This window comes from Rhodococcus sp. PAMC28707 (assembly GCF_004795915.1).
Taxonomy (GTDB): domain Bacteria; phylum Actinomycetota; class Actinomycetes; order Mycobacteriales; family Mycobacteriaceae; genus Rhodococcoides.
In genome coordinates this window covers 4396678-4409543 of record NZ_CP039253.1, presented here as the reverse complement: position 1 = coordinate 4409543, position 12866 = coordinate 4396678, and the positions used below count along the sequence as shown (strand labels likewise).

The 12866-nt window shown below is 63.0% G+C and carries 14 protein-coding genes; 7 read left to right on the top strand and 7 right to left on the bottom strand.

Going from position 1 to position 12866, the window contains the following annotated elements:
* Positions 1 to 120: 120 nt before the first annotated feature.
* The gene (locus E5720_RS20065; RefSeq protein ID WP_136172846.1) at positions 121 to 1119 is read right to left on the bottom strand and encodes an alpha/beta hydrolase family protein; all 999 of its coding nucleotides are present in this window, start codon (positions 1117 to 1119) and stop codon (positions 121 to 123) included.
* Positions 1120 to 1299: 180 nt separating this feature from the next.
* Entirely contained in the window at positions 1300 to 1767 is a 468-nt protein-coding gene (locus E5720_RS20060) for an SRPBCC family protein (RefSeq protein WP_136172087.1), read from the bottom strand.
* A gap of 139 nt (positions 1768 to 1906) precedes the next feature.
* On the opposite strand from E5720_RS20060, the gene E5720_RS20055 reads away from it, so the two are divergent.
* Positions 1907 to 2290: a YchJ family metal-binding protein gene (locus tag E5720_RS20055; RefSeq protein ID WP_136172086.1), complete on the top strand. Its 384-nt coding sequence runs from the start codon at positions 1907 to 1909 to the stop codon at positions 2288 to 2290.
* A 9-nt stretch (positions 2291 to 2299) separates the two neighbouring features.
* On the opposite strand, the gene E5720_RS20050 is transcribed toward E5720_RS20055, so the two are convergent.
* Positions 2300 to 2710, bottom strand: a complete 411-nt coding sequence (locus E5720_RS20050; RefSeq protein ID WP_136172085.1) for a DUF5997 family protein — start codon at positions 2708 to 2710, stop codon at positions 2300 to 2302.
* A gap of 77 nt (positions 2711 to 2787) precedes the next feature.
* Here E5720_RS20050 and E5720_RS20045 point away from each other — a divergent pair, with 77 nt between their 5' ends.
* The gene (locus tag E5720_RS20045) at positions 2788 to 3810 is read left to right on the top strand and encodes a LysR family transcriptional regulator (RefSeq protein ID WP_136172084.1); all 1023 of its coding nucleotides are present in this window, start codon (positions 2788 to 2790) and stop codon (positions 3808 to 3810) included.
* A 58-nt stretch (positions 3811 to 3868) separates the two neighbouring features.
* On the opposite strand, the gene E5720_RS20040 is transcribed toward E5720_RS20045, so the two are convergent.
* From E5720_RS20040 to E5720_RS20025, 4 genes are all read right to left on the bottom strand, one after another.
* A complete protein-coding gene (locus tag E5720_RS20040; protein ID WP_136172083.1) occupies positions 3869 to 5467 on the bottom strand; it encodes an ABC transporter substrate-binding protein in 1599 nt (532 codons plus the stop codon).
* 527 nt (positions 5468 to 5994) lie between these two features.
* Positions 5995 to 6825, bottom strand: coding sequence for an SDR family oxidoreductase (locus tag E5720_RS20035; RefSeq protein ID WP_136172082.1), 831 nt, complete (start codon positions 6823 to 6825; stop codon positions 5995 to 5997).
* On the bottom strand, positions 6822 to 7964 hold the full coding sequence (locus tag E5720_RS20030; protein ID WP_136172081.1) for a steroid 3-ketoacyl-CoA thiolase: 1143 nt from the start codon (positions 7962 to 7964) through the stop codon (positions 6822 to 6824). Before E5720_RS20030 ends, E5720_RS20035 begins: the two co-directional genes overlap by 4 nt.
* 135 nt (positions 7965 to 8099) lie before the next feature.
* The gene (locus E5720_RS20025) at positions 8100 to 8693 is read right to left on the bottom strand and encodes a TetR/AcrR family transcriptional regulator (protein WP_247596067.1); all 594 of its coding nucleotides are present in this window, start codon (positions 8691 to 8693) and stop codon (positions 8100 to 8102) included.
* A 312-nt stretch (positions 8694 to 9005) separates the two neighbouring features.
* Here E5720_RS20025 and E5720_RS20020 point away from each other — a divergent pair, with 312 nt between their 5' ends.
* The 5 genes from E5720_RS20020 to E5720_RS20000 are packed head-to-tail and all read left to right on the top strand — an operon-like array spanning position 9006 to position 12864.
* Positions 9006 to 9560 (top strand): MaoC family dehydratase N-terminal domain-containing protein, encoded by a 555-nt coding sequence (locus E5720_RS20020; protein WP_136172079.1) that lies wholly within the window; start codon positions 9006 to 9008, stop codon positions 9558 to 9560.
* A complete protein-coding gene (locus E5720_RS20015) occupies positions 9557 to 10012 on the top strand; it encodes a Zn-ribbon domain-containing OB-fold protein (RefSeq protein ID WP_136172078.1) in 456 nt (151 codons plus the stop codon). The genes E5720_RS20020 and E5720_RS20015 overlap by 4 nt, the downstream gene beginning before the upstream one ends.
* The gene (locus E5720_RS20010; protein ID WP_136172077.1) at positions 10009 to 10425 is read left to right on the top strand and encodes a MaoC/PaaZ C-terminal domain-containing protein; all 417 of its coding nucleotides are present in this window, start codon (positions 10009 to 10011) and stop codon (positions 10423 to 10425) included. The genes E5720_RS20015 and E5720_RS20010 overlap by 4 nt, the downstream gene beginning before the upstream one ends.
* Positions 10422 to 11603, top strand: coding sequence for a lipid-transfer protein (locus E5720_RS20005; protein WP_136172076.1), 1182 nt, complete (start codon positions 10422 to 10424; stop codon positions 11601 to 11603). The genes E5720_RS20010 and E5720_RS20005 overlap by 4 nt, the downstream gene beginning before the upstream one ends.
* Before the next feature lie 46 nt (positions 11604 to 11649).
* The gene (locus E5720_RS20000; protein WP_136172075.1) at positions 11650 to 12864 is read left to right on the top strand and encodes an aminotransferase class I/II-fold pyridoxal phosphate-dependent enzyme; all 1215 of its coding nucleotides are present in this window, start codon (positions 11650 to 11652) and stop codon (positions 12862 to 12864) included.
* The last annotated feature ends 2 nt before the right edge of the window (positions 12865 to 12866 follow it).

Here is a 12866-nt window from a genome sequence, read left to right as displayed (position 1 = left end):
CTCACCAAGGTCTGACCCTAGAGCGCGGAGAAGCTGCACCGCGAATAGATTTCCGTCGGCCGGCTCGATGGCGGAGGGCAGCACCGAGCGACAGAAGTGACGCCTTTTCGGATGCCGAGCTCAGATACCGAGCGAATGCGCCAGCATCGGCCACGACGCGTGGAGATCGTCCTGCCAGTAACCCCACGAGTGAGTTCCGACGGGACGGAAATTCACCTCGGCAGGGATTCCGAGTCGATACAGCTCTTTGGCCATGTTCGAGGTGCAGAAATTCACGACGGCCTCGATACCGCCGCCGACCAGTAGCTGGTCCGGGAACAGTGTGGCCTTGCCTTCCGCGAATCGAGGATTCAGCGGTGTGTCGTTGGGAATGCCGGGTAGCCCGGTGCCGGTGCTCATGTAGATCTCGGTGCCACGCAGCTTTTCAGCGTTGAGGAGTGGGTCGTTTTCACGCCACACCGGTCCGTCGAGCGGTCCCCACATGTTCTCGACGTTTCCGCCGCCGTACAACTCGACAACCAACTTCACGAACTGCTGCCCGAGCGGATCCGAGGTCTGCGCGCATCCACTGTAGGCGGCCACGCCCTTGTAGAGACCTGGATAGGCGATGGCCAAATTCAGAACCGAGGTGCCGGACATGGAGAGGGCCGCTATCGACTGAATTCCGTTGGTATCGAACTGTGCATCGATCAACGGTGGGAGTTCCTCGCCGATGAAGGTCTGCCATTTGTTTCGACCGAGGACTGGATCATCGCTAATCCAGTCGGTGTAGTAGGACCATTTTCCGGACTGCGGCGTAACCACGAAAGCGTTCTTGTCGGCAAAGAATTCGGTCGAATCCGTCTGGGACTGCCACGTTGCGGAGTCCTCGCCGCCTCCCGCGCCGTTCAACAGGTAGAGAACCGGCCGTGGAACAGAGCCGTCGGCGGGGGTCATCACCTGGACTGGAATGTTCTTGTCCATGGCCGCCGAGTAGACCTCCAGCGTCGACCGGCGATCATCGATGCGGGTGGACGACACGATGCGCGAACCATCGCCGGATGTCGCCGACGTCACGGGTAGGTCCTCGGCGGACACGACGCTCACACCTACCGCGGACGGCGTCAGCACACACAACATCACCGCTGTGCATGTCACGATTGCGTTCTTGATCTTCACGCGTCCGCCCTCCGGCGATGCTTTGACGTTAGTTCGGCGAACAGTATCACTGCCACCTACGAACGGGGCCGACAATCCCGACCTGTAACCGAACCTGCTGAGGGGTCGAGCCCTCTCGCAGATACATCCCCGACGAGCAGGTCAAGAATACCGACGTGCCAGATTGTCCAGAGTCGCGCTGATGCCATCCGCGTTCTTCTGCGGCATCCCGAATATCTCCAGCATTTTCGGCGCCTTGGCGGCTGCGTAGCGGAACGATTCAGTGACCGTGGTCGTACCAGGTGTCTTCTCCTCGAACTCCCACCGCCACGTATGCCCCAGGGGATGCCGCCATTCGATTGCCTTGCTGGCGCCGGCGTCGATGAAGTCGGTCACCGTGCTGGTGATGCGGTACGGAACGCCGTACTGCTTCATTCCAACCGAGAACTTGGCGCCCTGCGTCAATCGGTCCGGTCCCTTGACCGTGTCCTTCACCGTGCCCGAGCCGTCGAGTTCACCGTGCCGACGTGGGTCCGCCACGATAGCGAAGAGATCGGCGGCGGGCGCTCGTACCTCGATCCGACGAGCAACGATGCGATGTCCTTGGTCGACGATCTGTGCAGAAACCATGACGTGCTCATACCCGTATTCGGTCCATCCATGCGAACCGCGACGGATCGAGAAGGTTCAATGGACCGATGACCGCAGCGATTACCATCGATCACAACGAAAATTGCGAAATGACGACCCACATCGAGGCTTCCGGAATATGAGTCGCAGTTGCCCATGTCTGCGCGGTGAGCCCTTCGACCGCTGCTGCGAACCGTTCCTGATCGGAACGGCGACCGCACCGACGGCCGAGCACTTGATGCGATCGCGTTACAGCGCCTTCAGCGTCGGCGACGCCGAATACCTGCTGAACACCTGGCACAGTTCGAGCGCCCCGGCCGAGTTGACGCTCGACCCGCAGCAACGCTGGTACCGATTGGACATCCACCGAACCTCCGAAGGAGGGCTGTTGGACCAGACAGGCGAGGTCGAGTTCAGTGCGTTCTATCGCCATCCCGAGGGCAACGGGGTGCTCAGAGAATTTTCTCGATTTGTTCGGGAGAACGACCGATGGGTCTACCTCGGCGGCGTCCTGGCGCAGTGAGCGCCTGTACTACCGCTGCTTCTGTGGCCGGTTGGTAGCGGCTCGTCGAGCCTCGTCCTTCGCCTTGACCCGCACTGCCTCCGCGCGGACCTCGTCCTGCGTACGACGCTCTCGAACCAGCCACTGGGGCTGCTCTTGAAGAAGCTTGTCGATCTCGGCTTCGGTCAGGGCGTCGGTGATCTCGGCTCGTGCAAGACCTGCGATGGACACTCCGAGCTTGCGCGCAATGACGTCCTTCGGGAAGGGGCCGTTCTCTTGGAGGTCGACAAGCCACTGCGGCGGTTCTTTACGCAATACGTCCAGTTCGGCGCGGGAAATGGACGCGGCCTGAAACTCCTCCGGCGCTGCGGGAAGATAGATGCCGAGCTTGTTTGCCGCGGTAAGGGGCTTCATCTGCTGTGGTTTATTCTCCGGGCTCACCCCGACAGCCTATCTGCCCACAGCTGGACCGGACGCCACTGTCCAGGACAACGGTCCGAGTCGCCTACTGTTGAGATGTGAATTTCGACGTGCAGTCCCTCCGCTGGTACATCGCCGTCGCGGAAGAATTGCATTTCGCTCGCGCTGCCAAAACCTTGAACATTGCCCGGACACGGTTGAGTGCCGCGGTCATCGAACTCGAGACCGAACTCGGCTACTCGTTGTTCGTCCCCGGCGCGTCGCCGACAGAGCTCACCGATCGCGGTACCGACTTCCTCCAGACCGCCCGCGTGATGGTCGCCGAGGAAGATGAATTGCTGCGTGCCGATGCGTCGAACGAGCAGTCTGCCACGCTCACTGTCGGTTTCACCGAAGGCGTGACGCCTGCAAAGTGGACCCGAATCTGGTCCGAGCGATTCCCCGACATCGGGTTGGAGCTGGTCCCCACCACAGCCGACACTCAGGAGTCCTCGCTTCGATCGGGCGTGGTCGATGTCGGTTTCGTTCGACTCCCGGTCGACCGGAACGATCTCAGCGTCATCGGCCTCTATGAGGAAGTTGCTGTGGTGGTCGTTCCCAAGGATCACCCAGTCGCCGCCTTCGATCGCATCGCCGTGACAGACCTCGCCGACGAGCACCTGCTGCAGGAACCGTCCGAGGTTCCCGAGTGGGCGTCGATCGCCACCGAAATCGCCGACGGCACGCGCCTGGCACCGCCGCAGGTGAATTCACACGCCGAACTGGTCGAGTACGTTGCCGCTGGGCTGGGTATCGCCGTTCTCCCGCAGTCGATCGCCCGATTGCACAGCCGCAAAGACCTCGTATATCGCCCGATCGACGGCGTAGCGGGCTCCCCCATCGCCATTGCATGGCTCATCGACAAGACGACCGAAGAGGTCGAGGACTTCGTCGGAATCGTCCGCGGACGCTCGGTCCGAAGCTCCCGGGGAACTCCTACACCACCCACCAGTGCAGCGAACCGCAACAACAGCGCGGCGAAGAAGAAGCAGCAACTGGCAGCGAAGGCGAGCCAGCCGGCCAAGGGCGCACGAGGAAGCAGGAAGAATTCTTCTTCTGGCAAGCGCCCGCGGCGGCCCTAGTCATCGGGCTATTTGCATAACCCGATGACCAGGGCCGACCACCATCTCCGCGGGGCTACTACGACTTCCAGGCCGTCCCGAAGAGCGCCATTGAATTGGAGGAGCCCACTACGCCATGCACGGTGGGGTTCCACACGACGAACTCAGCGAAGGAACTGTAGACCAAGAAGGGCACGTCCTTGTTGACCTGCTGCTGGATCTTGTCGACCAGACCGACCTTCTCGTCCTTGTCGGAGGCCAACTGCAGATTGTCGATCAGCGAGTCCATTTCTGGGCTGGTGTACATCCCATAGGTTTGCTTGCCTTCGCTGTGCATCGTTGCCTGCATCTTTGGAAATGGGTCGGATTCGCGGTACGACAGACCCCACGCCGCGAGATCGTAGTTCCGTTCCTTGGCGATGGTGCGGACCTGGTCACCGATTGTCGGCATCAAGTTGACCTGGACATCGAAGCCAACCGCTTCCAGTTGCGCTTCGACGGCGAGCGCAGTCTGCTGCGAGGCCGGGTCTGATGCGTCGATCACTTCGAGTTTGCCGTTGTAGCCGTCCGACATCGCCTCCGCAAGCAATTGCTTGGCTTTTTCAGGGGCGACGGGTGTGGCCTGGGTCTGCGTGTGCCAGCGCGAATACTCCGGGAAAATCGTGCCGTTTCCCAGGTCGGGATCGTCGAATGCGCGCTGGGTGATGATCTGCGGATCAACGGCAAGCTGCATCGCCTGACGCACGCGTGGGTCGGCGCCGGGACGGCCCTCCGAGGCATTGATGAGCGCGGCGTTGCCCGCGGCGGTCATGTTCACATAGCCGCTCATCCCGCGCTCCACGACCTCGTTGACCTCGTCGGGTTCGCGGACAAACGTCGAGTCGATGCCGCCGTTGTACATGGTTTCCAGTCCGACCTGCGTCCCGGGGAGATACACGATGCGTAGCGCATCCAGATTCGGCTCCCCTGCCCAGTAGTCGTCTCGTGCCGACAACGTCATGCTGTCGGCCTGAGCCCAAGCAGCAAGGGTGAAGGGTCCTGCCCCGATCGGCGTGAACTTTCCGTCCGGACCGTCCGACTCGGTGGAGACGATCATGCCCGGTCCGGTTGTGAGCAACCCGGGAAAGTCGGACCAGGACTTATTGAGTGTGTAGGTGACGGTCCGATCGCCCGATGTTTCGATGCTCTCCACGCTGTCGTTCCATAGCGCCGCCTCCGGAGCAGGCTTTGCCGCATAGCGTTCCTGGCTCGCTTTCACCGCCGCCGCATCCACTGGCATGTTGTTGGAGAACTTCACGCCGTCCCGCAACGTCAGGGTCCAGGTTCGAAAGTCGTCGTCGTGGTCGAGGCTCTGCGCCATCTGCGGAACGAATTCGTTGGACTCGGTGTCGAATCGCAGCAGTGAATCGTAGATGTTCAGCATCTCTACGCCACCGGTGGTGACCGCCGCGATTGCCACCGCTGGGTCCAGCGCCGCCGGCTCGGAATACGCCCCGAAAGAAAGGGTGCCGCCGGAGACGGGATCACCGCTGTCAGTGGCCCCTCTCATGCCCTCACTCAATCCTTCGGTGGCAGCCCCGCTACCGGTGTCGGCCCCGCTGGCGCAGCCGACAAGCAACAGCGTGGCCGCGAAGGGCACCGCGATCGACTTCCACAGCAATTCCTTGTTGCGATACATAGAAGGCTTCCTTACTTTCTCGATGGTAATTTCCTATCTGTGGGACCGCTCTGCGGCGATGCAAAACCCGGGAACGATGAACCGGAAAGCTCCGGGATGTGCTGTGCGCGGAGGTGAGCACCCGCAGCGTGGCCTAGGTGATAGCTACTCCACCGACACCGAAAGCCGAGTCCGACGAACCAGTACTACTCGGAACCGAGCGCGTGTTGAGCAAGCGCTTGATTCAACCTAACAGCAGTCGGACGAAAAAAACACGCACAAAGTGAAACCAGTCACAAAAGGCATTTTCGCGTCGATGAACGCCACAGGGATTCGGCAACGACGTCGCCTGCGGTCACTGGACCGCAAGGAAATCAACACTCCAGGCCACCAGTCGTCAGACCTGCCGGACGAGACCAAGAGTGATCAGTCGAGACCGGGCCGTCACGGCCTTCGAGAAGCCAGACCTGCCGGGGTCCGCAGCTCATCACCAGTGGTCAGCCGTTTTGCACGCATATGAGCGCAGCGCTGCTATCCACGCGGCACGGTCAGCGAATAGTCATCTGGCCGCCGTCGATGTTCCACGACTGCCCGGTAATCCACCGTCCTTTGTCGCTGGCCAGGAATGCCACAGCAAACGCAATTTCCTGCGGGGTGCCGGCTCGGCCCAGCGGCACTCGCTCCGCGATCAACACGTCCCACTGGTGGGCCGTCAGATCGTCCAGCCGTGAAGTAGACACGATCCCCGGGCACAGCGCGTTGACCCGAATCTGGTCACCTCCCAATTCCTTGGCCATCGACGAGGTCAGTGACTGCACCGCAGCCTTCGAGGCCGAGTACGCCGCCGCGTTGGCACCGCTGATCTTCCCTGCAATGGAGGAGATGTTGACGATCGTGCCGCCACGCCCCTGCGCAACGAATTGGCGAGCGAATGCCCTGCTCATCAGGAAGGTCCCGCGCACGTTCACCCGCATCACGAAATCCCAGACGTCAGCCGCCAGGTCCGTGACAGGGACGCGGTCCCCAGCGCGAGCAGCCGCGGCGTTGTTCACGAGGACGTCGGCTCCGCCGAACTCCGCGACGACCTTGTTCACCAACCCGTCGACTGCGGCCTCGTCGGAGACGTCCAGTATCGCGGTGAGGGCGCGGACCCCGAGGCCCCGCGCCTCCTCCGCCACCGACTCGATGTCCCGCCATCCGCTGGCACGTTCCTCTTCCGTGTACCGGTCGGGAGTGCGCCCCGTGCCCGTGAGCACCAGATCGCAACCCTCGCGCGCGAGCTCCATCGCGATGGAGCGGCCGATGGATCTACTGCGGCCTGCACCCGAAATCACCGCCACCTTGCCCGCGAGCCCGCTCGCCTGCGCGCCGCCCGTCATAGCCGCTCGATAATCGCGGCGCTGGCCATGGCTCCACCCGCACAGACTGCGATCAACCCGAATTGCTGGTCGCGAAGCTCGAGTTCGTCGATGATCGCCGCGATCAACCTGATGCCAGTCGAGCCCACCGGATGGCCCAGCGCGATTGCGCCGCCGTTGACATTGAGCTTGTCCGGGTCCACCGCGTGCATCTGCGCCATCGACATGGGAACCGAGGCGAAGGCTTCGTTGACCTCGACCAGATCCATGTCGGACATGCTCATCCGGGCCCGATCGAGCACCCGCTGGGCAGCTTGCACAGGCCCGTCGAGTAGGAACTCGGGCTCGGCACCGATCAGGCATTGGCTCACCATGCGGGCGCGCGGACGCAGTCCGAGGTGCCGGGCGCGGGACTCGTCCATCAGGATCGCTGCGGTTGCACCATCCGAGATCTGCGAGGCGGTGCCTGCGGTGTGCAACCCACCGTCGATCACTGGACGCAACGTGGACAGTGCGTCCATGGAGGTTTCTCGCAAACCCTGGTCGCGATCGATGACAGCGGAGCCGTCGGGCCCGGGCACGGTAATCGGAATGATCTGACGATGAAAGCGGTTCTCGCTCCACGCCGCAGCCGCGCGCTGCTGCGAACGCAGCCCGAACAAGTCCAGATCCTCACGGGTGAAAGAGCGCCGGCGCGCGATCCTGTCGGCACCGACGAACTGATTCGGAAGGTCCAGCGTCCAGTCGGCTGGCTTCGGCCCGCCGAGACCCTCGGGGATGTTCGACAGCAGCGGCACCCGCGACATCATCTCGACCCCGCACGCCATACCCACGTCTATCGCGCCCAGCGCGATTTGACCGGCGATCAGGTGCGCGGCCTGTTGGCCCGAGCCGCATTGGGAATCAATGGTGGTTGCGCCGGTCTGCTCGGAAAGCCCGGCATTGAGCCAGGCCGTGCGGGTCACATTGGAGGCCTGCTCACCAGCTTGGGTGACGCAGCCACCGATAGCCTGCTCCACCAGTTCGGATTCGACACCGACGCGTTCCAGCGCCGCACGTTGAACCTGACCGAGCAGTTGTGCCGCGTGCAAGCTGGACAGCCAACCGCCGCGTTTTCCACTGGGCGATCGGGCAGCATCGACAATTACGGGGGTGCCCATCAGGCCTCCTATCAATGATGAAAGCAGGGGCGCTTGCATCAACGGCGACTGTAACCACGGCGAAGCGCGCGCCATCGTGCCGATCTCGCTGGACGAGACACGGAGCCTCCCGCCGCGCTCGGCGTCTCGTCCGAGCTACTCGTCTAGTACGAGGCAGAAGCCGCTGAAAAATAGCGTCGTCATCAGCTCGGAGAACTCTGCCAGCGTGTATTGCTTTCGGTCCGGCCAATGCGTGGTCGACCAGAGAGTGTCTCGCACGGTCCGGTAGAAGATTTCCGGCGCGATATCGACCCGGAACGCACCCTCTTCCGCGCCCCGCCTGATCGCCTCGAGCCAGTGCTCGCGGATCCCGCGTGACGCACGGTCGACCGGTTCCAGTAGTTCGTGTGCACGAAGGTAGTTGCGATCGTTCTGGTAAATCGCGGTCGCGTACGGATGCAGCTCGATCACCGTGAGCGTCTCACGGATCAGCCCGCGAATGATCTCGACGGGACTCGATGCCGTCGCCTCGATCAGCTCGAACCTTGCCGCAATATCGCCCATCAAATCAGCGAGTAATTCGGCCACGATCGCGTTCTTCGACTTGAAGTAGTGGTACAGGCTTCCGGAGAAGACTCCAGCCGCCTCACCGATGTCGCGCACGGTGGTCCCCGCGACGCCCTTCCTGGCAAACAACTCCGCCGAGCTATCAAGGATCTGCGCCCTGCGGTCCGGGGTCGTTGTTGTCAAGTCATCACTTCTTGTCTGTTGTCGGACACAATCACGCCGATACCCCGGCGTCATGAATTCTTGGTGGTTAGTGCCAGCGAGATGCGCCCTGGCACGAAGGGGTGCCGCAGCATCATCACGACGACGGCCGCAAGAACTCGATGGCTAGGTAATTCACCCCTCGCTAGCCTGCGACGTGGCCTCAGCGTAACCGACTGGACGGACTGATCTGCCCCGTGGGCCCCTCTCTCGGACCATGGTTTTCATTTCTGCGAGGCGCTGATACTCTATAAATCAAGCGCTTGCTCAAGTATGAAATTGCGGAGGGCATCAGTGGAACACTTGGAAAAACAATTCGCCGACTTCATCGGGGTGGAAGCCGAGCCGCCCCGCGTGGCTCGCTATGACGTCAATGCCGCCATGATCCGCAACTGGGCCGAGGCCCACGACGACTTCAACCCGATCTACGTCGACCCTGAGGCTGCGCGCGCAACCGGCCGTAGGGATGTCATCTGTCCACCCGCGATGATCTCTACCTGGGTTATGGCCGGATACCGCCGATACCGCGAGGTGCAGCGTCTCCGCGCGGAAGGCGCGATCGAGGATTTCGCCTACTCGCGGCTGCTCGCGATGCTCGACGAGGCGGGCTTCACCTCGGTGGTGGCCACCGACGTCGAGCAGGAGTACCGCGCGGAGCTGCACCCCGGCGACCACGTCACGGCGCTCTTCACCATCGAGTCCATCTCGCCGTTCAAGCAGACCGGCCTCGGCCAAGGCTGCTTCATCACGCTGCACAAGAACTACGTCAACCAGTCGGGCGACACCCTGGTCGAGGAGCGCTTCCGCATCCTCCGGTTCAACCCCACCAGTCAGGAGACCAACGCATGAGCGAGACAACCGAACCGGTCCGGCACACCTCGGTCCCCCGCCTGACGGTGACCCAGGACAACGACTTCTTCTTCAACGCCGCGAAGGAGGGCCGGCTCGAGATCCAGCGCTGCGCCGCCTGCCAGACGCTGCGCCACCCGCCGACCCCGGCCTGCCCGTCCTGCCGCTCCTTCGAGTGGGACACCGTCGAGTCCACCCGCAAGTGCACGCTGCACAGCTTCACCGTGCTGCACCACCCGAAGGACCCGGCGTTCGAGTACCCACTGGCCGTCGGGTTGGTGGATCTCGAAGAGGGCACACGGCTGGTTGCCGATATCGCCGGCATCGACCACGACGAACTCGAGTTCGGCATGGAACTCGAGGTCGCATTCTCCGAGCACGCGCACGGAGAGATCCTGCCGCAGCTGCGCCGCCGCAGCACAACTGGTCTCGACGGGGAGGCCCAATCATGAGCATGCCAAAGTGCCAGATCGGCTACCAGCTGCCCAAGCTCGATCTTCCCCTGGACCGGACGCTGATCGTCGCGGCCGCGATGGCCTCGCAGGACTACGAGGATGTCCACCACGACCCGGGCGCGGCGCAGGGTCGCGGCACACCCGACATCTTCATGAGCATCAACTCCACGAACGGGTTCATCGACCGGTACATCACCGACTGGTCCGGGCCCGCCTCCCGCATCAAGAAGACTTCCCTGCGCCTCGGCGTGCCGAATTTCCCCGGCGACACCATGACGTTCACCGGCGAGGTCACCACGGTCGACGGCGACGCAGTGACCGTCAAGGTGATCGGTAGCAACGCGCGGGGTCCCCATGTGACCGCCACGGTGACCGTGGAGCCGACCCCACAACAAGGAGAGAGCACATGACCCGCGGATTCTCAGGCGCCACCGCCATCGCCGGTATCGGCGCGACAGAGTTCTCCAAGAACTCCGGACGCAGTGAGTGGCAGCTGGCCTGCGAGTCGGTAGTCGCCGCACTTGCGGACGCACAGATCGGAATCGAGGAGGTCGACGGATTCTCCCTCTTCACCATGGAGAACAACCCCGAGATCGCCGTCGCCCGCGCGCTCGGCATTCCTCAACTCAAGTTCTTCAGCCGCATCCCGCACGGCGGCGGCGGCGCGTGTGCGCCCGTGCAGCAGGCCGCGCTCGCGGTAGCGACCGGGGTGGCCGACGTTGTCGTCGTTTACCGCGCGATGAACGAACGGTCGGGACACCGATTCGGCCAAGGCCCGCCCGCCTTCGCGTACAACCAGAACACGGACCAGGAGTACCGCAACTGGATCAACCCCTACGGATTGCTCACCCCCGCCCAGCAGGAGGCGTTCCTGGCCAAGCTGTACATGCACAAGTACGGTGCCACCAGCGCGGACTTCGGGGCGATATCGGTGCTCTCGCGCAAGCACGCGGCCAACAATCCGAAGGCCTGGTTCCACGAGCGGCCCATCACCATCGAGGACCATCAGAACTCGCGTCTGATCGCTGATCCGATCCGGCTGCTCGACTGCTGCCAGGAGTCCGACGGTGGCGTCGCGCTGGTCATCGTCAGCGCAGAGCGTGCGCGCGACCTGCCGCACAAGCCCGCCATCATCACCGGCGCAGCGCAGGGCGTAGGCCCGCAGCAGATCTCGATGAGCAGCTACTACCGCGACGACATCGACTCCATGCCGGAAGTCGACCTCGTCGCCCAGCAGCTCTGGAGCCAGTCCGGCCTCAGCCCCGCCGAGATCGACGCCGCGATCCTCTACGACGCCTTCACTCCGATGGTGCTGCTCCAGCTCGAAGAGTATGGCTTCTGTGGCAAGGGCGAGGCGAAGGACTTCATCGCCGACGGCAACCTCGAACTTGGTGGCCGCCTACCGATCAACACCAACGGCGGCCAGCTCGGCGAGGGCTATATACACGGCGTCAACGGCATCGCGGAGGGCGTGCGTCTGATCCGCGGCACCTCTGTGAACCAGCCCACCAAGACTTTGGACAACGTCCTGGTCACCGGCGGCTCCCCCGTACCCCACAGCGCTCTCGTGCTCTCAGCCGACCGCTAGCACTCAACACCTTCTTGTTTCACGATCAGCCATTTAGGAGTTTTCCATGACCGACCGCATCACCTACGCCCGCGCGACCCACGGCGAGGAAGAGATTCAGGCAGTCGTCGACGTGCTGCGCAGTGGCCACCAGGGCCTGCGTATCGGCAAGAACGTCGCCGAGATGGAGCGCCGCATCGCGGAGCTCAGCGGCAAGAAGTTCGGCGTGATGGTGAACTCGGGCTCTTCGGGCCTGTATGTCGCCGTCGAACTGCTGGACCTGCCCAAGGGCAGCGAGATCATCACCTCTCCCCTCACGTTCTCCACTGATATCGCGCCCATCGTTCGCGCCGGTATGGTCCCGGTGTTCGTGGACGTGGAGCCCAACACGGTCAACATCGACGTCAGCAAGATCGAGGCGATGATCACCGAGAAGACCGGTGCCATCCTGTTGCCGAACCTCGCCGGCAACTGCCCCGACTGGGACGCGATCCGCGAGATCGCCGATCGCCACGGCCTCAAAATCATCGAAGATTGCTGCGATGCCATCGGCCCGACGCTCCGCGGCACCCCCACCGGTGCCCGCGCCGACATCAGCGTCACCAGCTTCTCGATGGCGCACATCATCACGTGCGCAGGCACCGGCGGCATGGTTCTGGTCGACGACGAGGCAAGCCGCGACAAGGCGCTGCTTCTGCGTCGTTGGGGCCGGCGCAGCGAGCCGAACCTGTTCGGCAGCAGCAAGGATGTCGGCCGAGTCTTCCGTGAGCAGCTCGACGGTGTCGACTACGACAACGACTTCATTTTCGACGCCGTCATGCCTTGGAACTTCGAGCCCTCCGAGCTGGGGGCCGCGTACGGTGTCGTGCAGCTGGACAAGCTTGCCGACAACTACAAGACCCGCAAGGCAACCTGGGCCGCCTACACCGAGGCCTACAGCGCGTTCCCGAAGTTCTTCACCACGCCCGTCGAGCTCGAAGGCCTGGACACCGCGTGGCTCTGCTATCCGGTGATGATCAACGCCGACGCACCCTTCACCCGCAGCCAGATGCAGGAGGCCATCGAGGCCGACGGCATCGACACCCGCACCGTCTGGAGCGGCAACATCACTCGACACCCGATGATGAACAACGTCGAGTTCCGTCAGCCCCCCGAGGGGTTGCCGGTGGCCGACGAGGTCTTCGCCCGCGGCATGACCTTGGGCATGAGCCACGGTCTCACCGATGAAGAAGTAGTCCGCATCGGTCAGAGCATTCACCGTTTCGCCTCGAAGTTCGAGTAAAT

Excerpts from the sequence above, each read along its gene's own strand:
- E5720_RS20065 (WP_136172846.1), bottom strand. The coding sequence starts at position 1,119 with ATGTTGTGTGTGCTGACGCCGTCCGCGGTAGGTGTGAGCGTCGTGTCC.
- E5720_RS20060 (WP_136172087.1), bottom strand. The coding sequence starts at position 1,767 with ATGGTTTCTGCACAGATCGTCGACCAAGGACATCGCATCGTTGCTCGT.
- E5720_RS20055 (WP_136172086.1), top strand. The coding sequence starts at position 1,907 with ATGAGTCGCAGTTGCCCATGTCTGCGCGGTGAGCCCTTCGACCGCTGC.
- E5720_RS20040 (WP_136172083.1), bottom strand. The coding sequence starts at position 5,467 with ATGTATCGCAACAAGGAATTGCTGTGGAAGTCGATCGCGGTGCCCTTC.
- E5720_RS20035 (WP_136172082.1), bottom strand. The coding sequence starts at position 6,825 with ATGACGGGCGGCGCGCAGGCGAGCGGGCTCGCGGGCAAGGTGGCGGTG.
- E5720_RS20030 (WP_136172081.1), bottom strand. The coding sequence starts at position 7,964 with ATGGGCACCCCCGTAATTGTCGATGCTGCCCGATCGCCCAGTGGAAAA.
- E5720_RS20015 (WP_136172078.1), top strand. The coding sequence starts at position 9,557 with ATGAGCGAGACAACCGAACCGGTCCGGCACACCTCGGTCCCCCGCCTG.
- E5720_RS20010 (WP_136172077.1), top strand. The coding sequence starts at position 10,009 with ATGAGCATGCCAAAGTGCCAGATCGGCTACCAGCTGCCCAAGCTCGAT.
- E5720_RS20005 (WP_136172076.1), top strand. The coding sequence starts at position 10,422 with ATGACCCGCGGATTCTCAGGCGCCACCGCCATCGCCGGTATCGGCGCG.
- E5720_RS20000 (WP_136172075.1), top strand. The coding sequence starts at position 11,650 with ATGACCGACCGCATCACCTACGCCCGCGCGACCCACGGCGAGGAAGAG.